This window comes from Vibrio nigripulchritudo (assembly GCF_027924785.1).
Classification (GTDB): Bacteria; Pseudomonadota; Gammaproteobacteria; order Enterobacterales; family Vibrionaceae; genus Vibrio; species Vibrio nigripulchritudo.
In genome coordinates this window covers 1,459,004-1,477,816 of record NZ_AP027049.1, presented here as the reverse complement: position 1 = coordinate 1,477,816, position 18,813 = coordinate 1,459,004, and the positions used below count along the sequence as shown (strand labels likewise).

The following is an 18,813-nucleotide window of genomic DNA, read 5'->3' as shown; positions in this document are numbered from 1 at the left end:
TATGGGCTCCCAAGGGCGAGTTTAACTGGCTTTCATACTGCTTTACCGATTCTTGATTTAGAACCACTAGATCATCAAATCGGTGCCTTGTCTGAAAGCCAATTAATTCTCGCTGAACCTAGTATCTTGAGGTTACTTGGGTATAAGATTTATTGTGAAATATGAGCGGGATTGAAATATGCCGCTAGTAGCCCCCAGTCATAAAGATCACCCATAGCCAGGTCAGACCCAGAACGGCAGACCAGATAGCCGCTCTGGCTAAACCTGAGAAGAAGGTTTTCTTTCTCTTGTGAGTTTTAGCTTTGGGTTGGGGTTGCTTATGTGAAGCGGCACTACTACCGACTGCGTTTTTTTGAGCACGTCGCTCCGCAGCCCTGTTCGCTATTTCAGTAAAACGGTGTCTTTGATCGTTACTGAAATCCTGATCAGGATTGTAGTGTTTGCCAATGTCATTGTGTTTTGGGGAAACAGCCATGTTCACCTCCGAATCAACAAAGATAAACTCCTCCTTAAACTACTTTAGACGTAATTTCGCCATTTCCCCATCAGACTTCAACAACCGTCTCATTAGTGAAACAAAGTCTTGGGATAAGCAAATATGAGAATGGACAGGTAAGCAGATAGAATTGATGTGTGCTAAGGGAATGGTGTTCTGAGATTGCTCTTATAAGGTACAAACGTTAGTCTATGCCTATTCAAAAGGTTACAGAAAATCACAATGCAGAAAACAATTGCAGATGAGTTAGTTGATGACTTTTCAGATGGCTTAACACTGGTTTTAAAAACGGTGCTGAAAGCAAAACAGTCGGAATACATCACATCCACACGAAAGCTTTATACCTTTAAAGATGGTTCCAAGATTTTGCTGGACAGGGATGACCCAAAATTTCATGAGGTAGTGGTCTAGGTCTACCAGGTCTCAATCTGACCATTGGACACCACACAGCCCGATTCAATGACATTGACTGTTATTAATAGCTCTGTCTCAGATACCCCCGCTTTTACTGACAAAGCTTGAGACAACCCAAGTGCTAAGGCATCTCGACTGGTTTGATTCCATAGCGAAGGTAACGTCAAATCAACAAGTATTTTGTACGGATTCCCTTTTTGATACTCACACTTTATGAAATTAACCGTCATATGTTCGGCATCTTTTTGCGAGCATTGAGCCCACATTTCTATAAGCGGTGATGCTTTTAATGCTTCCAGAACCTCTTGTCGTGCATAGCAAATAGCTATTGGCATATTGCCTCCATGATTTCCGGTGATCATAAAAAAATAGCCCAGATTGCTCTGAGCTATTTTCTATCATATTTGATTACACGGACAAGAAGTAGCTGTAGTAATGCTCGTCACGCTGATAACCCAGAGATTCATAAAGTTTCTGCGCATTCTGGTTATCGTGAGCTGTCTCTAATGCCAACCCTTTGGCTCCCGTTTCAATCGCGAAATCTTTAGCTGCGTTCATTAATGCTTTTCCATACCCCTGACCGCGGACATCAGCCGAGACATATAGGTCATTTAAAATCCAGCTTCTCTGGGCAGATACCGAAGAAAACGTGGGGTAAAGCTGGGTAAAACCGACTGCGTTCCCTGAGTCATCCTTGGCTAGAAAAACAACCGATTCGGCATTGGCAATACGCTCACCGATAAATGTTCGGGCTAATGCCAGGTCAGATTCATTGCCATAAAACACACGATACTGGTCGAAAAGACTTGCAGCCAATTCGACTTCTGACGTTGTTACTTTAATTATTTCCATTTACATTTTTCCATTCTTTTATCTGTGTGTAATTTTGAAGGTGTTTTCCAAGCCAATCATTATCCATTACTTAAGAGTTTTGACCATGTAAAAGCGCTGTGCATTCTCGGGGAAATCTTCCAGTTGCATTTGAACCTGGTAACCTTGCTTTTCGTAAAATGGCTTTGCCTGAAAACTGAACGTGTCGAGCAAACAGGAGTGACATCCGTTCTTTTTGGCAAAGTCTTCAGCACGCTTTAACAATTGTTTTCCCAAGCCTTGCGACTTCTGGCTTTCATCTACCCAAAGGAAATTAACTTGAAGCCAGTTCCCCCATATCTCTCCAATTAAGCCAGCGATCTTTTTGCCATTATCGTCGTTCAGGTAACAGAGAAAATCCTCATGTCTTACATCTTTAAGAAATGGGGTATTGTGTTTACGAAGACCAGCTTTAATTTCATCAATATCTGATTGCTCAGGAGATGTGTAAATTTGAATATCCAATTTAAACCTCTATTCTGGCTGGTGAACCAGTTGCTTTACAACCGATCAGTGGTAGTCACTCTCATTTAAAAAGATTTGCGTCGCAAATTCCTCACCCCAATCTGCCAATTAAAGTAATAAACAGGAGCTAAGTATTTCTTACATTACGCACTCTTGCGCCGCTTTTGCCTTTTCAACACCCTGCTCTATTAAATTTAAAGCATCTTCGTTACTGATAGAATTCATTACCTTTTCAATAAGCTTATCTGCAGTAGTGTCCGAGGAAGCTTCGACTAGGCAACTGTAAGCATTAGAAATGTGCTCTGTAGCTTGGACAAGTGATTCTGGGTTGCTCAAGTCCATATTCATAACTTCTTCAACAGCCGACGCAAGCTCCTGAGCAGAATCCGCCGCACTACCTAACTGGTCCAGATTGAAATCGCTGAGATCTACCACATTCAGTTGTTCTTGGAAGTTGTCGACGGCACTGTTTGCTGCCTCTTGTGCTTGATCAATAGCTTTGGTTGCATCTTCACACCCTGCCAGAGAAGCCATAACAAACAATGCGATGAGTGACTTTTTCATATTACCTCTACAAAAACGGATAGTTAGACATTGATGTTAATGCATAGCTACCCGTTCAGAAACTGAAGTAACGTAACAGAGTGTTGAGTTACCTTTGTGTACAGCCATAACCTGACTGTTAAGTCGATCTTAGCCTAAGCCCATTCTGATGGCTTTCTGGTTTTTTCGAATGTACTCAATGTCTTTCATGTAAGCATGATGGTGCCCGTCTCTGATGTTAGAGACAAAGCTCTCGTTATCTAGCGAGGCTTCTTTGTGCATAAAGGCAACCAGAGTTTCTAGTCTTGAAATCATAACGCTTGGTAGCTGCTCACGCTCCTCAACGCTAATGCTATATCCTTCACAGAAAAGCCGTGCTCTATCTATTTGATCTTGCAAATTTCCCAAACGATCGGATGGATGCGTTTTAAAGGGAGACCAACAATACACTGCATATGCTAAATCCCAAATTCTTGGGGCGGGGTGAGCTGTATCAAAATCGAAAACACCAACGGTTTCGTTGCCAACAAGAGCCACGTTGTAAGGAGCGAAATCATTGTGGCATATCACCTCATAGGGCTTTCTTGGTGTTTGCATCCAACAAAGCTCCTCGACTGAATGTTCGTGAACAAAAGACTCACTTGCATCATGCATTTTTCTGAGGAGCTGAGCAGCAGAGACCAGCGCTTCTTCCGATGCGATAGCCCCTCTAAGTGGATAATTGAACGTGTCGCCTTCAACAAAAGTTAAGTGTTCATTGCTTTCATCTTTGCCAACTAATTTTGGAATGCCACTCATTCCCTTCTGTGACAAGTGGGTTAGGAGCTGATGTATCGTTGACGACCACGGATTCAATGGACGAATAACAGTATCACCACATTGAAAGATCGAATTTTCCCGACCTCCATTGAGTTCCTTCATGGGTCTCCTTGCTGATTAATATAGTTAGAGGTTACTACTCGCGATAGGCTGCTGAAAATGGTTTGGCGTTATTCAACGTATCAATTAACTTACTCCCCAAACGTTCAACGAGTTGGTTAACCTGCCCGTCTTCAGCCAGCACACTCTTAGATATTTTCAGTGCCAGTTGAAGGTCTTGTTCATACTCTGGGTAATACGGCATTGCAGCACGCATGCAGTGTTCTAGCTCTGTATGCCAACTGCCATCTTTCTCCGCAATGAGTGTGTAGGCTGTGCGTAAAATCTTCTTCGCTAGAATTTGTCTTCGCTTCACCTTAGAAACGTGAGAAAACTCAACGTCCAGAGTTTCAATAAAAGCTTCGAGGTCGCTGTTCAATTCATACGCTATCTGAACGCCAGGTTTCAAGCGACTAAACCTTTTTGACAAGTCTTCACCCGCAATACAACAGCAGCAATGCTTAAGCCAAAAATGCCACCGATACTTCTCCCTTTTATGTATCACTTCTTCTAGATAACCGGGGTCGATATCGAGCTTGCTAACTACGGCGTGTTTCCGAGCTATTTCGTTTGATATTTCTTTAAGGCGATTGCTTTCAAGCGCGCTTAGTGGTTCGTTAAACACTACCGAAACATCGAGATCAGATATCTCCGGTAGGGCTTTTCCCTGAGCCACACTACCGTACAGATATAGGCTGTGAACTTTATTTTTAAAGTCGGAATAGAGCATGTCAGACACGGCGTTCACCACGGGCTGGAAATCGGGGTGGATTCGGTCAATCGAACAAGGATTTGTAATATATCCATCTTGGTCAAGCCCAAGAGAAACATGTACATCGGACATGGCTAAACCCCGATTAAGTGGCAGAGAAAAAGTCACTCTGACAAAGTAAACGACGGCATGCAATGAAATAGCACTGATCGAAACTAATTTTTAGGCGCTGTTTTGATTTCTTATGAGGTTCTATAAGAGAAAGTAAATAGGAAGGGAGATGGGAGAATTCAACAAAAAGAAAAAAGGAGAGCAAATGCTCTCCTTCTCTTAAACCTTACACTGCTTATTAAAGAGCAGCTTTCGCTTTTTCAACTAGAACTGCAAATGCAGCTTTGTCGAATACCGCGATGTCAGCAAGGATCTTACGGTCGATCTCGATAGATGCTTTCTTAAGACCGTTGATGAAACGGCTGTAAGATAGACCATTTTGACGAGATGCAGCGTTGATACGTGCAATCCACAGTTGACGGAATTGACGCTTCTTGTTGCGACGGTCACGGTAAGCGTATTGACCAGCTTTAGTAACTGCTTGGAAAGCTACGCGGTATACGCGAGAGCGAGCACCGTAGTAACCTTTAGCTTGTTTTAGAACTTTCTTATGACGTGCACGAGCTTGTACACCACGTTTTACGCGAGGCATTATGCTTCTCCTAAACTAAACGATTGATAACTAAAAAGAATTAAGCGTATGGCATCATACGAACAACTGCAGCCACTTCACACTTAGGAAGGATTGCATTTGGACGTAGCTGACGCTTGTTCTTAGTAGTACGCTTAGTCAGGATGTGACGTTTTGTAGCGTGCTTGTACTTAATACCACCAGCAGTTTTCTTGAAACGCTTAGCAGCACCTTTGTTGGTTTTCATCTTAGGCATGATGAAGAACTCCGCATTGTTGAGTTATTTAACACTAGTAATCAGGGCGAATAAAACCCCGCCGTTTAAGCCTTTATTCAAAGGAATTGCGGCAGGGTTGAATTACTTGTAAGCCGTTAATTACTTCTTCTTAGGGGCTAGCACCATGATCATCTGGCGACCTTCGATTCGAGTCGGGAAAGATTCCACAACAGCTAAATCTACTGTGTCTTCTTTCAAACGATTCAAAACGTCAACACCGATGTCTTGGTGAGCCATTTCACGACCACGGAAGCGAATTGTTACCTTCACTTTGTTGCCGTCTTCAAGGAAACGCGTCAGGTTGCGTAGTTTTACCTGATAGTCTCCAATGTCAGTTCCAGGACGGAATTTAACTTCCTTAATCTGAATCTGCTTTTGCTTTTTCTTCTGCTCTTTAGCAGCTTTGCTCTTCTCGAAGAGGAACTTGCCATAGTCCATCACACGACAAACTGGTGGCTCGGCGTTAGGGCTGATCTCTACGAGATCCATACCAGCTTCTGCAGCTGCATCTAGTGCTTCGTTGATTGATACAACACCAACTGACTCACCGTCAGCGCCTGTTAAACGAACTTCACGAACGCCACGAATTTCACCGTTCAAACGGTGCTGGTTTTGTTTGGCCGGCTGTTGGCCACGTCTTCCGCCTTTAATAGCTTATTCCTCCAGATTGAGCTTACGGCTCGACACTTCGGCTTGGATGTATGAAATAAAGTCATCCACTTTAAATTTGCCTAGGTCTTTACCTTTACGAGTACGTACTGCGATTTCTCCGGCTTCCATCTCTTGGTCGCCACAAACCAGCATGTACGGAACACGCTTCAATGTATGTTCGCGGATTTTAAAGCCAATCTTCTCATTTCTCAAGTCTGCTTTGGCTCTAATTCCACTTTTTTGCAGTTTTTGTGCTACTTCCTGAACATATTCAGACTGTTTGTCCGTAATATTCATAATAACTGCTTGTTCTGGTGCCAACCAAGTTGGGAAGAAACCCGCGTATTCTTCGATAAGAATACCGATAAAGCGCTCCAGAGAGCCCAAAATCGCACGGTGAATCATCACAGGCACCAAACGTTCGTTGTTTTCACCAACGTAAGTTGCACCTAAACGGCTTGGTAGGTTGAAGTCTAGCTGAACCGTACCACACTGCCATGCACGATCCAGACAGTCGTATAGCGTGAATTCAATCTTAGGACCATAGAACGCACCCTCGCCTTCTTGAATCTCGTATGGAATATCCATATTTTCAAGAGACTGTTTCAGCGCTTCTTCTGATTCATCCCAAATTTCATCACTACCCACACGCTTTTCAGGACGAGTAGACAATTTCACGACGATGTTATCAAAACCAAAGGTTTGATATGTGTCGTACACCATCTTAATACAGCTAGTAACTTCTTCCTGGATTTGGCTTTCTGTACAGAAGATATGAGCATCATCCTGAGTAAAGCCACGTACACGCATGATACCGTGTAGCGCACCAGATGGTTCGTTACGATGACAGGAACCAAATTCTGCCATACGTAGCGGAAGATCACGGTAAGACTTCAGACCTTGGTTAAAGATCTGAACGTGACCCGGACAGTTCATTGGCTTGATTGCGTATTCACGGTTCTCTGACGAGGTTGTGAACATTGCGTCTGCGTATTTGTCCCAGTGACCAGAGCGTTCCCAAAGTACGCGATCCATCATCAATGGACCTTTTACTTCTTGGTAACCGTATTCCGTCAATTTCTGACGAATAAATACTTCAAGATCACGGAAGATAGACCAGCCATTATGATGCCAGAACACCATACCCGGAGCTTCTTGTTGCATGTGGAACAGGTCTAGATGTTTACCGATTTTACGGTGGTCACGCTTTGCTGCTTCTTCAAGACGAGTCAGGTGCGCCTTCAGGGCTTTCTTATCATGGAAAGCCGTGCCGTAGATACGCTGCAACATTTTGTTGTCGCTATTACCACGCCAGTATGCACCCGCTACGTTTAGAAGCGTAAAGTGCTGACAAAAACCCATGTGTGGTACGTGAGGACCGCGACACATGTCAATGTATTCTTCGTGGTGGTAAAGCCCCGGACGATCATCACGAGAAACATTTTCGTCCAGAATTTCAATTTTGTATGGTTCGCCACGTGATTCAAACGTGTCGCGTGCTTCCTGCCAGCTTACTTTTTTCTTAACCACTTGGTACTTGGTTTTCGCCAGCTCTTTCATGCGCTTTTCAATCTTTTCCAGATCTTCTTGCGTGAGTGACTCGTCCAAGTCGATGTCGTAGTAGAAACCGTTGTCGATGGTTGGACCGATAGCCATTTTAGCTTGTGGGTAAAGCTGTTTCAGTGCGTGACCTAATAGGTGAGCACAAGAGTGACGAACGATTTCAAGACCGTCTACTTCATCTTTTGCGGTGATGATTTCTAGGCTTGCATCTTGTTCAATTGGGTCACAGGCATCAACACGGTTACCGTCTACGCGACCAGCAATGGTGGCTTTCGCAAGACCCGGACCGATGGATTGTGCAACTTCAAGTGTAGAAACTGGGTTGTCAAATTGACGCTGACTGCCGTCAGGAAGAGTAATAATAGGCATGTTTTGTCCTTTACAGTGGTGTTGCACACCAAGCAACACATGTTTAGTTCGTTCAAACGCTTCATGCATTCAAAGCGTAAGAGAAAATAATTGTCTTAAAGACATGAATTCGTCAGTCAGGCTCAAAACAAATACGGATGCTCTTTGCCTGACGAACGCGCAATTCTAACGAATTATTAAGCAAGAAGAAAATGAAATCTCAGTTAATTCAGCTTGTAAGGAAAATACCCGATTCTACAAGTGCTTAATCTTATATTGGCGGATAGCTAACCTTGCAAAATACAACTCCAGCTTAGCCAAGTTATTACCTTTAACATATTGAAAACGCCCCCCTGTCATTTTAGTACACCGTTTATATACGTTTTTTTCTTGCTCAGTGATACCTCGGTCAAACAAAACCGCATGCATTTTAATGCCTTTGTCAGCAAAATTTTTGCATACATTTGTTAAGAAAATATCGAACTCCTGATCCTGAAGCCCTTCGTTGTTCTCTCCATCAGTGAAAAAAATGATTTGCTGTATTGGATCTGTGAGCACTTCTCTTTCATACCCTGGTTTTTCCCAAATCCCTTCCCATTCAGGTGAAAGCAATCGCCAAGCCCATGCGATACCCGCATCTCCACCAGTGTTGTGGGTTGCGTAATACATACTAATTCGGTCTTCCAATCGAGCGCTGTCACTTGTTAAAGGCGTCAGAGGCATAGATGCACAGTCACCAGCAGTACCAATTGCCTTACCCTTGTATTCCTGTTTGAACGGTAAAAGTGGTTTTGGAACCAATCCAAGGTTGGCGTCATTGATTTCTTTGGGATCAACATATTCGACACCATTGCTCGACGTGTGCACTCGTAAATCAAACGCATTAGCAGCACTTGAGGGCACTCGGAGCAATGTTTCAGGGCGATGAATATTATATCTCTGCCTGTTTACGCAAGCCCCCTTGCGCTTACCTTCAACCCCTGCTTTATGAAGAAAATCATGGTCATAGCCAAACTCCTGCGCCACTTCCCGTAGTTCTTCCGGGATTTTTCGAGACGTCGCGGTAATCAGCAAATCTTGATAGTCTCTTCCCAGATTCACATAGCCTGAATAAGGCACAAACCCCAAATTATAATCATGGGAGAATTCTTGTTCAGCCATAACAGTCCGAACAAAGTCTTCCAGAATTGATTTCATCTTGATGGAAGCTTTCTCTCCTCCTTTCCCTTCACCTGACATGGATCTGGATGCATCCAAGGTAATCACAGTTTCATGGGGACTAAACCGACGTTCAATTCGACTCTCTACCGTCGCTTTCAATTCTGGTAGAAAACTAAGAAACGGCTGCGTCGTTTGAGATAATTTAATCCAAAGGTGGGAATCGAAACTGATTTCAGAAAATTGTAAATTTACCTGACTGACTCGTTTGAGAGATTCATTACGGATTCCGTAAGGTAGATTGTAAGCAACAAAGGTTTTTGTTAAATACTGTGCTTCATTTTGTTTTAAAGCGGGTCCTTCCCGTGCGATAAGGGTGAGCGCCCCATCACTAGCATGCTGCATTCGCGTTTTGAGCGTTGTATAACGAATGGTACTAATAGCGACAAAAAACATAATCAATATAAGTGTCAGGCTACCTAGCATAACAATTGTGACATTTCCTGACTCGTGTTTAGGAGCAAGCCTTTCACTGATTTTAATTTTCAATGGTGTCTCCTTGATACCAGTAACGCCTGATACTGAATGAGTCAGAAAAGTGCTGAACACCAAGAAGTTTTGACGTAAACCAATTTGACGACAAGTCTACGTAACATGCTGATACGTAGACATATTGGTTGTGAGCTCTATTTTTTACTTCTGCTGGAGAGTTAACGTAGTTTCGTGTCAGGTAGTTGTGGATACGGATACCTCCAGGTACAGTTTGAATCAGTTTGCAATTCCCCCTCCCAAGAACAGGTGAACGTGCATATTCTTCGCTTTGAGAAATATTGGGGCGACTGATGTATTCGATTCTCATCGCGAAATTACTGTCATCGGCTAAGCCCATCACTTCTCGTGCAGCTTTTTTGAGTCCTCTTAACGCTAGGCTATCCGGACATAAGTCGTAACGCTTGTTTGCATCATTGACGTTACACAACAACGACTCAAACGTTCGATTCTGATCATTTTTTGGGACCAAATCCGCTGCGAGATTGCCAACTACCACGACTGCTGTATTTATGCGGTCCTGCATATACACGTACCTAGCAATGTCCGAAGACATCCAGATGATGAAGAACAAAACTACCACATACAACAAAACTTCTATTGACGCAAAACCAGACTGTTTTTTGACGTTTAGTGCTTGATTCATCACCAGTTCCCTCCATCAAATTGAGGTTCATTTCGAACAATCAGTACACTGACATGCTCCCAGTCTGGAAGTATTTTTCCAGAGATTACAGGAAGGTAATGGTTGAAATCATATATCAACTTATAATGAACAATATCCTGAGGCTTTCCCAAACCACTAGAACAGATATCTGACAAATAATTTTCGATACCGATACAAGATCTTACGGATATCTCAACTTTGTCGAAATCATAGAAATAATTTCCTTTAAAGTGCTTGGGAATAAGACTCGACAAAGCATTGTTATTCGTAGTTTTTGCCTCATTTACCAAAGATCGTAAACTGGCATCTAAGGCGGTTTTTGTCAGATAGAACCGACTTATCTCCAAAGCTATGAAAACAACAAAAAGGAAAACAATGAAAACCAGTGGAAATTCTACAGCATACACGCCCTGACATTTCTTGCGTAAGCAACTAGTCATTCAGTTTTTCCTGCTTGAGTTGCTCTAGCGTTTCAATAAAATGTGCCACTTCCATTGGAGAAGCGTATTCTTCCAAAGTACTCACCGCATTTTTGTCTGGACTGTTTAATAACGAAACCACAGCCGCTAGAATCTCTTGTTGCCTGTCACGGACTCCATGTCCATGCAGAACTTTGAGTTCTTCTTCCGCCAGACGGAAGTTTCCTGACAGAATGTATGAGTAAACAAGGTTTTTTCGTACGTCTGTTTTAAGCGGATGTAGTTCCAGCAAAGAAACATAAATCTTCTGCGCGTCAGAATGTCTTTGAAGATAATCGAGGGAAACCGCCTTTACGTTTAACTCTTCTGAGTTGGATGCCGAGTTCTCTAACAAAGCAAAGCTTTTTCCTGGCTGAGACAGCTTCAGATAAGTTTTTGCCAACCACAATCGTGCTTCTGGATAGAACTCATCTTCGTACTCAACGCTTATCAGGTGGGCCTGAGCAAGAGACCACTCACCAGCACGATAGTAAAGTCGCCCCAGAGATAAGCTAACTTCATCGCTTTGTTTCATGTCATTCAGCCGGTTATAAATCACCAGAGCAGCATCATATTGCTGATTTTGTTCTGCTAACTGGGCGATATTGAGCTGGTTTTCATAATCAGCCGCCGATTTATTTTCTTCTGGAACGGTTGAACACCCAGCGAGAGCAAACAGAAAAATTCCAAATATAAGACGCATAGCCAATCCTTAAGAAAGTGTAGAAATAAGTTTCAGCATTGCTGGTGCTGCAATTAAAACTAAGGTAGGGAAAAGAACGAGGATGATTAGCGGGAGTCCCATTTTCGCCGGAATTTTCGCCGCTCTCTCTTCCATACCAAGTAACCTCTTGTCCCGAGTATCAGATGCGACAATCCTCAGTGTTTTCGCTATGGAAGAACCATAATTCATCGCTTGCAAAAGCGTGGTTGCGAGCATTTTAAGCTCTTCAACCTGAGAGCGTTCTGCCAAGTTTTTAAAAGCCTGACCACGGTTAGGAAGTACCCTGAGTTCATCAACCACCAGTCGGAATTCATGTGCGATTTCAGGACAGATTGGCGAGATCTTCTGACTGACCTTGATCAATGCCTGATCAATGCTGGTACCAGCTTCCGCGCAAATCACCAGCATATCCATGGCGTCGGGGCAGAAACGACTGATTTTCTCCTGACGAGACGTTGCCTGACTTTGGACCACCCTTTCGCCGATCACACCCGCACCAAAACCCAGAAATACGAGTACCAGAATCGATTTGGCGTTTGACTCTATAACACCCAAATGGAAAAAGCTGGCTCCGATAAGCAATACAATCGCCATTGAACCAAACTTGATTAAAAGAAACCAAGCCAGAGCTCTAGAATGAAAGTAACCCGCAGACAACAATAGATTTCTTAGCTGCGATTTGTCTTTTTCAGAAACTAAATGCTTTTCCATCCAGTTTGCCAGACGCTGACTACCAAGACGAAGTTTCTGGATCAATACAGACTCTTGTTTCGGCAGGTGCAGGGTAGCATGGACACGAGTATTTAACTGGCGTCGTTTTTTTCTGCTTTGAACACACTATATAAAAACAAACCAATAAATATGGTAAGAATAATCATTTCAATCATGGTGTTATATCCGAGCCAAACGCTTAATCCAGAGCAAGCCTGCAATGATGCTCACCACCGCATAAATCAGTATTTTTTGACCCGAGGGATCTTTAAACAGGAATTCAACCTGATCAGGTTGTTTTGCGAATTGCAGCGACAGGAGTACAACCGGAATACCCGTTACGATTCGTGCCGATATTCTTGGCTCTGCTGTTAATGCCAACATTTTCCTGTCGGCTTTGGTTTTTTCTCGAAGCCCCTGACTTAGGTTATTTAACGCTTCTACAAGAGGACCGCCAGTTTCTGAGTTCAGGCAAAGAATGGCGGTAAAATAACCAAAGGAATCAGAATCAACGCGTTTAGAAGAATCCTCAAAAGCTTGTTGAAACGGAACACCAAGTATTAAAGCATCATAGATACGACGAAATTCTTGACCTAAAAGACCTTCAAATGCATGCCCGACACTCAACACAGCCCGATTAATAGGAACACCTGCAGACACGGCCCGAGCGAATACTTCAATGGCATCTGGTAGCCTGTCTTCCAACTCCAATATTTGCTTTCTAGCTTCTTGTCTGGAAAGGACAGTACTCACGATATATATCCCAAGAACTGACGCTATGAAAGTGAGCGGTGCATATCCATATAGCTTGTGCGCAAAAAATCCCACTAATCCACTAGGAATCAGAACGCGGGCTGTCAGTCTTGCTTGAAAATCCTGATAGACTCTACCGAGCAAAGTGACTTTGTTCCCTTCGCTTGCGCGTACTGATCTTGAATAAATGTCAAGATGTGAGGCAACACGTTTCTTGAATATGCTTAAACGCTTTTGCCTGTGCTCCAAGGTAATAACTACCCCAAGAAAGGCAATGGTGACAAAAAGGAAAACCTGTATTTCCTTTATGAATTCAATCAGACTAACCAGCATTCTGAGCTGCCTCATAGGATTGCGATAGCAGAGCTTGCACCTGACGTAACTGACCACCATTAGTCAGCTTATCTGCTTTGCACGTATTATTGCTCCTACAGATAAACTCACCCACTAGCCTGTCGTCAGATATTTCACCGCTATTCACAAACTTAAACTGAGTCTGTATATCAAATTCACCCTCGCGATAACCCGAGATTTCAGTGATCTCAGTAATACGCCTCACACCATCCCGACAACGTTCCACTTGTACAATCACATCAATAGACGAAGCAATTTGCTTGCGAACAAAGTCTGAACTCAACTTCGACTGACTCATGCTCATCATGTTTTCTAGTCGGACAAGTGCATCGGCTGGCGTGTTTGCGTGGACGGTAGAAAGCGAACCGTCATGACCAGTGTTCATTGCCTGAAGCATATCAAACACCTCTTCACCACGAACCTCACCAAGAAGAATTCTATCGGGACGCATACGCAGGGCGTTTTTAACCAAGTCAGTCTGGTTGACCTGACCCGAACCTTCAACACTCGCTGATCGTGTTTCTAAACTAATCACGTGTGGTTGCTGCAGTTGAATCTCTGCCGCATCTTCAATAGTGATGAGTCGCTCGTCGTCTCCAATGTGCTTTGATAAGGCATTCAAGAGCGTGGTTTTACCTGCACCTGTACCGCCAGATACCAAAACATTCAGCTTACAGGACACGTAGCTGGCTAGCAGTTTTGCCATATCATCAGACAGGTTTTTTTGCTGAGCCATGATGTCTAAAGAAAGCGTTTTCTTGGAGAATTTACGAATCGAAATCACGGTACCGCGAAGAGACAAAGGCGGAGCGATAACGTTTACCCGGCTGCCATCTTCCAGACGCGCATCTACCATAGGAGACGCTTCATCAATTCGTCGTCCCACTGCACTTGCAATCCTCTGGGCGACATTGTGCACGTGCTCCTGATCGCGGAACTTTACATCCGTAATCTGGATCTTCCCGAATTTCTCGACATACACCTGATCAGGACCATTAACCATAATGTCCGACACATTAGCATCTCTAATCAAGGGCTCCAGTGGACCTAATCCCAGAATGTCATCCATCAACTCCTTTGTGAGCAGTTGCTGGTCGCGCATCGAAATGGTTACTTTAGATTCCTGAGCCAGACGGCTCAGGTTCTGATAGATAGAGAATTCAAGCTCTTTTGCTGACATACCTACCGCTTCAGTGGGATCAAGAGATTCCAAAACGGCTTTTCTCAGCTCGTAAACTTGTGCGAGGCGCTGCTGCTCAAATGTTTGGTTTGGTTGCTCTTCCGACTTCATTTATTACCTCTTTCCAAACCATTTCTTGATGCCTGTACTTTGCTCAGCTACCCCGACAGCATTACCCGCAAGTTTTTTAATTTCGCGAGAAACTTTCCCTGAACCATTAATCAACAACGAACCGTCTTCGTCACATGCGATAAAGGATTTGCCGCTGTATTCAATAATGTGGTCAACTTTTTTACCAACGGTCTTCTCCACATAATCTATTTTCAGTAGGCGGCCTGAATCCGGTCGAACTTTATTAATGACGATAATGGGTCGTACATTTGGATAGCTTTCAAGTAGCTCCAGAGAACGAGACAAACCTTTCACGCCAGCAATTGTGAGTTCAGTGACCAAAACACAAGTCTTTGAACGGGACAATATTTCAGGCAAAGCAGTCAATGCAGAACCACTTACATCCCATACATGAGCGTTAAACTCGCTGTTCGCTGACTCAACCAGAGAACGGTAACTGGATGATGTAAGCACGACGTTTTGCGTCAACTCCAGTTGATCGTTAAGTAATGAAAGATGATCGCTAATCTTTGATACGCTTCTTCCAAGTAACAGCGAGTCTACATCATCACCGTAGTTCATTAGGCTTGCGAGTTGTCCTGGCTCATGATGATTGAGTAAGGTGCCACAAGTCCCGGAATGAAGATTCATATCAATAAGTAAGGCGTGTCGGTGGAGTTCATTGGCTGCATAAGATGCAATATTAGAACTGATCGTCGATGCGCCTATTCCACCTACTAGCCCCCAAACAACAACGCCACCATTGGTATGAGTTCTTTCGATACTGTTTTCGCGCTCGACCACTGAAGCAAGCTCGTCGTGGTTAAGCGGTGTAATCATGTACTCAAAAGCACCAGCCTGAAGTGCTTGTTTGTACACACTGATACCACGGTCTTCCGAGACTACGACTAATTTGGTCGCCGGATGCTTATGCTGACTAAGCCGCTTTACGGTATGAGTAACCTCCTCTTCGTGGGTTATCTCCAATACAAGCACATCGGGTTTTGTGTTGGTCTTCAGGTAACTTATCGCTTCAGATACGTCGCCCACCTTTGCACTCACCTTAAAACCTTTTAGCGTTAGTGCTGCTTCTGCCATTTCCGTTTCTTCTTTTCTCGAAAAGAATAAAGCGGCATTTTTTACGCTTTGAAAGTCTGCGGTTGAAATCATGTTCATTCGCTTGAGCCTCCGACAACAACACTTGGGCTTTCAGGCTTGATTACGTCTCCTTTGTTAAATCGCAAAATCGCATTAACAGGGATCACATCTATTCCGGGTAAGTACTGGTTTTCTTCAAGGAAGGTCAACGGATTTGGTGTCATAGCGACTAAGTTTTTCACATCTGAACACCCAAATTGACTGGAATAACCCGTTTTTGAATCAGCAACACGCGGTGACGCTGAAGAATCACAACCTAGTACCGATGCTTTCGCGGAGTACAGGGTGATTAACACGTCATTACGCTTCTGAGCCTCAGATCTCACCTTTGATTTTGAAAGACCTTTGTTTTCGATAACCTTAAACCATTTTGATAGGGATTCGTTTTGCCAATGCTTTGGATATTCAAGCTCAAGACCAATCAGTTCATTTTTTGAAAAATCGACAGAAGACGTCCATTCACGAAAATCAGCGTAACTTTCAAACGACGCCATCTTAGGTATGGCACGCACGATAATTTGAGGTGTCTCGTAAGGTTCAGATAGACGATTATCCATCATCAACATACCTTGTCGACTCAGCTCTGCGCATCCTCCAACGGCAAACAATGCAGTCAAAAGGCTTACGCTTTTAGCGTATCCTATGTATTTAATATTCATGCTTTACCCTAAAATTTGAAATCTTGAAATACTTGATCAGCGATCACTTGAGGAGGTTTTTGATAGCCTTCTATAGGCTTTAAGCTTCGTCCAAAAATCAATCGTTCTAACGGGCTAGACAGGTGCACATTATCTGTAGGTAAAGTAAGTGGAGTATTGGTAGGTTCAACTAGATACGCGCTGGCAATAATGACTAGTTCAGTCTCATTGTTTTTAAACTGCGAAGACTCAAATAGCCTTCCAATTATCGGTATTTCATTTAACCAAGGCAGATTTTGTAATTCGTCCTCGGTTTTTCTGCGGATTAAGCCTGCCAGTGCAAAGCTTTGACCCGAAGCAAGCTCGACAGAGGTTTCTGCTCGTCGAATATCAAAACCTTTTTGCTCGAATTGCCCGTCTGACACACTGTTGGTGCTCGATACATCACTAATTTCCGTTTTCACTTTTAATCCGATACGGTTACCAGACAAGATTGTCGGTGTCACAGCAAGTAAAACACCAAACTGTTTGTACTCAACGGTCGGAGCTTCGGTTGCTGAACCACCTACAATCTGCGGCACTTCACCACCCGCAAGAAATGAGGCTGTTTCGCCTGACGTAGCCGTCAGGTTTGGTTCTGCCAACACGCTGATCATGTCTTCCTGTGCAAGAATATCGATCATCCCAATCACATCGCCATTTGAGCTGGACAAATTTGAGACTAATGAATTGGGTTTAAAAGCGACTTTCTCGGCAACGCTACTTAATCCGCTGTACATGTAGTTCCAGTTAAAGCCAAAATTCTCCTGGACCGTTTTACTCACTTCTGCAATTCGAATACGAATATTGACCTGTGTAGGAGAGTTGATTTTTAGATGGTTTATTACAGTGCCGTATTTGATTGCAGCCATACCTGCACCAACAGATTTATCTGAAGCATTGCTAGCGAGTACCCCATTTCTCAATTCTACTGGAATCGCTTGCTTTATTAGCTCATCAGTGAGTGCTAAAGCTCGAGCAGCGGTATCTGCATCGGGCACTGTTCCGGTTAGCATAACTCCCATACCATATGGGCGGATATCAATGCTTGAGTTTGGAAACTCACGCTTTAGTGCTGGTCTTAGCTTAGAAATATTAAACCCAACATTAATATTTGTTGAATAGATTTGTTTCCCGTTTTTATCTAATACAAATAAGCTAGTAGAACCGGGCATTCGACCAAAAAGAATTAATGATCTTGCACTTGGCGCCTGAAAACTAGCAATTTCCGGGTCTGCAACAAAAATAGTATGAGCTTGATTCTTGATGCTAAGAATTTTTGCTTCACCGATATATAAATTAACATTCCTTTCAGCTGACTCAACTTTGGCAGCATAAGAATTTGAAGCAAAAAAATCGAAAAAAATAATAAAACAAATACCCTGAAGTAATCTCTTAGGATATTTTTAATAAGGTAATTCATCTGTTATACCTAAAATAATACATAGTTATGATGACTTATTAATCTTTAAAATTAGTCAGCTATATGCTCAGGAGCCGAATCTAAAACGCTAGTATTTCTACGCTTAATTCCGTGCATTAGTATAAGATCAGGAGAGTCAATTGGAGTGTCCAGACCGCTTGCCACATCTCCCGCGAGTGTTTCACCACCAGAGACTTCGCTTGTGACTTCTTCAAATGCGCTTCGCACACTCAAAGAAAGTCTTCCCAATCTTCTTGCTACGGTAAGGATCTCCGCCTGCTTTGCTGACGTTTCCAAGGTCGCCGTACCATAGTCTTCTTCACTTGGTTTAAACTGGGTTAGATTTTCAGTGCTTTGATTGATCGCCAGAACTCTCACACCGCCTAAAATGGTTTTAGACATCAGGCTAGAAAGCTCTCGACCAGTAAGCCCCTCCCCTTCGATGTTTGTTGTCAGGATCACATCAACAACGTTACCCGGCTTAATCAATCCAGAATTTCCGGTCACCGGATCAATAGGAACACTTACGGCACGCATACCTGGTGTAAGTACTGATGCCAGGTACTGACTGTCTCCGGGCTTAATGACACTGGCTTTTAGAATGGGTTGCCCGGCTTGGATACTTTTTCGTACAACGAAATTATCTAAGTCGTTCTCGCTTGCAATTTTTTTCAAGTAATACTTATCTAGTTCTGTTGACTTTATTCCACTTTCAATTGGCACCCATATCAAATCTTCTCCTTCAATTAGAGTACCCGTAGGCAGATCTATACTTGTAGATAATACATGTACAGTTTTTACTTTTATTTTATCATCTACGGATGTGTTTGTAGGATGCAGTAACGGCTTTTCAGATGAATTTTTATTGACCCAATAAAAATACCCACCACTCATCATACCAATGGTAATTAATACATATAAAACTAGCCTAATAGGCATAAAATCCAACCA

General features: G+C 43.1%; 23 protein-coding genes and 1 pseudogene. 1 reads left to right on the top strand and 23 read right to left on the bottom strand.

Annotated features, from left to right (window positions below; all coding sequences use genetic code 11):
- Nucleotides 1-184: 184 nt before the first annotated feature.
- Nucleotides 185-475, bottom strand: coding sequence for a hypothetical protein (locus QMG91_RS06985; RefSeq protein ID WP_022595624.1), 291 nt, complete (start codon nucleotides 473-475; stop codon nucleotides 185-187).
- 243 nt (nucleotides 476-718) lie between these two features.
- Here QMG91_RS06985 and QMG91_RS06980 point away from each other — a divergent pair, with 243 nt between their 5' ends.
- Nucleotides 719-907 (top strand): hypothetical protein, encoded by a 189-nt coding sequence (locus QMG91_RS06980; protein ID WP_004401077.1) that lies wholly within the window; start codon nucleotides 719-721, stop codon nucleotides 905-907.
- A 2-nt stretch (nucleotides 908-909) separates the two neighbouring features.
- On the opposite strand, the gene QMG91_RS06975 is transcribed toward QMG91_RS06980, so the two are convergent.
- The 22 genes and pseudogenes from QMG91_RS06975 to cpaB all read right to left on the bottom strand — a co-directional run bounded on the left by QMG91_RS06975 (nucleotide 910) and on the right by cpaB (nucleotide 18,801).
- A complete protein-coding gene (locus tag QMG91_RS06975) occupies nucleotides 910-1,245 on the bottom strand; it encodes a hypothetical protein (RefSeq protein WP_281829922.1) in 336 nt (111 codons plus the stop codon).
- Between the two features lie 73 nt (nucleotides 1,246-1,318).
- The gene (locus QMG91_RS06970) at nucleotides 1,319-1,762 is read right to left on the bottom strand and encodes a GNAT family N-acetyltransferase (protein WP_281829920.1); all 444 of its coding nucleotides are present in this window, start codon (nucleotides 1,760-1,762) and stop codon (nucleotides 1,319-1,321) included.
- A gap of 66 nt (nucleotides 1,763-1,828) precedes the next feature.
- Nucleotides 1,829-2,245, bottom strand: a complete 417-nt coding sequence (locus QMG91_RS06965; protein ID WP_022592924.1) for a GNAT family N-acetyltransferase — start codon at nucleotides 2,243-2,245, stop codon at nucleotides 1,829-1,831.
- A gap of 138 nt (nucleotides 2,246-2,383) precedes the next feature.
- Nucleotides 2,384-2,809 (bottom strand): hypothetical protein, encoded by a 426-nt coding sequence (locus QMG91_RS06960; RefSeq protein WP_022592923.1) that lies wholly within the window; start codon nucleotides 2,807-2,809, stop codon nucleotides 2,384-2,386.
- A 129-nt stretch (nucleotides 2,810-2,938) separates the two neighbouring features.
- Nucleotides 2,939-3,709 carry a phosphotransferase enzyme family protein gene (locus tag QMG91_RS06955; protein WP_281829916.1) on the bottom strand — a complete coding sequence of 257 codons (771 nt, stop codon included), beginning with the start codon at nucleotides 3,707-3,709 and terminating at the stop codon, nucleotides 2,939-2,941.
- A gap of 34 nt (nucleotides 3,710-3,743) precedes the next feature.
- Nucleotides 3,744-4,550, bottom strand: a complete 807-nt coding sequence (locus QMG91_RS06950) for a nucleotidyltransferase domain-containing protein (RefSeq protein ID WP_281829914.1) — start codon at nucleotides 4,548-4,550, stop codon at nucleotides 3,744-3,746.
- 217 nt (nucleotides 4,551-4,767) lie between these two features.
- Complete coding sequence (gene rplT / locus QMG91_RS06945) at nucleotides 4,768-5,121, bottom strand: 50S ribosomal protein L20 (protein WP_004401084.1); 354 nt, start codon at nucleotides 5,119-5,121, stop codon at nucleotides 4,768-4,770.
- 40 nt (nucleotides 5,122-5,161) lie between these two features.
- On the bottom strand, nucleotides 5,162-5,356 hold the full coding sequence (gene rpmI / locus QMG91_RS06940; protein WP_004401085.1) for a 50S ribosomal protein L35: 195 nt from the start codon (nucleotides 5,354-5,356) through the stop codon (nucleotides 5,162-5,164).
- A 120-nt stretch (nucleotides 5,357-5,476) separates the two neighbouring features.
- Nucleotides 5,477-6,028 carry a translation initiation factor IF-3 gene (infC, locus tag QMG91_RS06935; protein ID WP_079655637.1) on the bottom strand — a complete coding sequence of 184 codons (552 nt, stop codon included), beginning with the start codon at nucleotides 6,026-6,028 and terminating at the stop codon, nucleotides 5,477-5,479.
- Between the two features lie 3 nt (nucleotides 6,029-6,031).
- Nucleotides 6,032-7,960: a threonine--tRNA ligase gene (gene thrS / locus QMG91_RS06930; protein WP_004401087.1), complete on the bottom strand. Its 1,929-nt coding sequence runs from the start codon at nucleotides 7,958-7,960 to the stop codon at nucleotides 6,032-6,034.
- 234 nt (nucleotides 7,961-8,194) lie between these two features.
- On the bottom strand, nucleotides 8,195-9,646 hold the full coding sequence (locus QMG91_RS06925) for a Tad domain-containing protein (protein ID WP_281829904.1): 1,452 nt from the start codon (nucleotides 9,644-9,646) through the stop codon (nucleotides 8,195-8,197).
- The gene (locus QMG91_RS06920) at nucleotides 9,636-10,292 is read right to left on the bottom strand and encodes a hypothetical protein (protein WP_281829902.1); all 657 of its coding nucleotides are present in this window, start codon (nucleotides 10,290-10,292) and stop codon (nucleotides 9,636-9,638) included. The genes QMG91_RS06925 and QMG91_RS06920 overlap by 11 nt, the downstream gene beginning before the upstream one ends.
- The gene (locus QMG91_RS06915; RefSeq protein ID WP_004401090.1) at nucleotides 10,292-10,753 is read right to left on the bottom strand and encodes a TadE/TadG family type IV pilus assembly protein; all 462 of its coding nucleotides are present in this window, start codon (nucleotides 10,751-10,753) and stop codon (nucleotides 10,292-10,294) included. The genes QMG91_RS06920 and QMG91_RS06915 overlap by 1 nt, the downstream gene beginning before the upstream one ends.
- Entirely contained in the window at nucleotides 10,746-11,474 is a 729-nt protein-coding gene (locus QMG91_RS06910) for a tetratricopeptide repeat protein (protein ID WP_281829900.1), read from the bottom strand. Before QMG91_RS06910 ends, QMG91_RS06915 begins: the two co-directional genes overlap by 8 nt.
- Before the next feature lie 9 nt (nucleotides 11,475-11,483).
- Nucleotides 11,484-12,251: a type II secretion system F family protein gene (locus tag QMG91_RS06905; RefSeq protein WP_281870207.1), complete on the bottom strand. Its 768-nt coding sequence runs from the start codon at nucleotides 12,249-12,251 to the stop codon at nucleotides 11,484-11,486.
- 135 nt (nucleotides 12,252-12,386) lie between these two features.
- Nucleotides 12,387-12,959, bottom strand: a complete 573-nt coding sequence (locus QMG91_RS06900) for a type II secretion system F family protein (protein ID WP_158091116.1) — start codon at nucleotides 12,957-12,959, stop codon at nucleotides 12,387-12,389.
- Between the two features lie 322 nt (nucleotides 12,960-13,281).
- Entirely contained in the window at nucleotides 13,282-14,604 is a 1,323-nt protein-coding gene (locus tag QMG91_RS06895; RefSeq protein ID WP_281829897.1) for a CpaF family protein, read from the bottom strand.
- A gap of 3 nt (nucleotides 14,605-14,607) precedes the next feature.
- Complete coding sequence (locus QMG91_RS06890; protein ID WP_004401095.1) at nucleotides 14,608-15,780, bottom strand: MinD/ParA family protein; 1,173 nt, start codon at nucleotides 15,778-15,780, stop codon at nucleotides 14,608-14,610.
- Nucleotides 15,777-16,421 carry a hypothetical protein gene (locus QMG91_RS06885; protein ID WP_281829895.1) on the bottom strand — a complete coding sequence of 215 codons (645 nt, stop codon included), beginning with the start codon at nucleotides 16,419-16,421 and terminating at the stop codon, nucleotides 15,777-15,779. The genes QMG91_RS06890 and QMG91_RS06885 overlap by 4 nt, the downstream gene beginning before the upstream one ends.
- Before the next feature lie 8 nt (nucleotides 16,422-16,429).
- The gene (locus QMG91_RS06880; protein ID WP_281870205.1) at nucleotides 16,430-17,455 is read right to left on the bottom strand and encodes a type II and III secretion system protein family protein; all 1,026 of its coding nucleotides are present in this window, start codon (nucleotides 17,453-17,455) and stop codon (nucleotides 16,430-16,432) included.
- Nucleotides 17,456-17,554: 99 nt separating this feature from the next.
- Nucleotides 17,555-17,806: pseudogene (locus QMG91_RS28975) on the bottom strand (pilus assembly protein N-terminal domain-containing protein); the annotation flags it as partial.
- Between the two features lie 107 nt (nucleotides 17,807-17,913).
- Nucleotides 17,914-18,801 (bottom strand): Flp pilus assembly protein CpaB, encoded by an 888-nt coding sequence (cpaB, locus tag QMG91_RS06875; protein ID WP_281829891.1) that lies wholly within the window; start codon nucleotides 18,799-18,801, stop codon nucleotides 17,914-17,916.
- Nucleotides 18,802-18,813 lie beyond the last annotated feature (12 nt).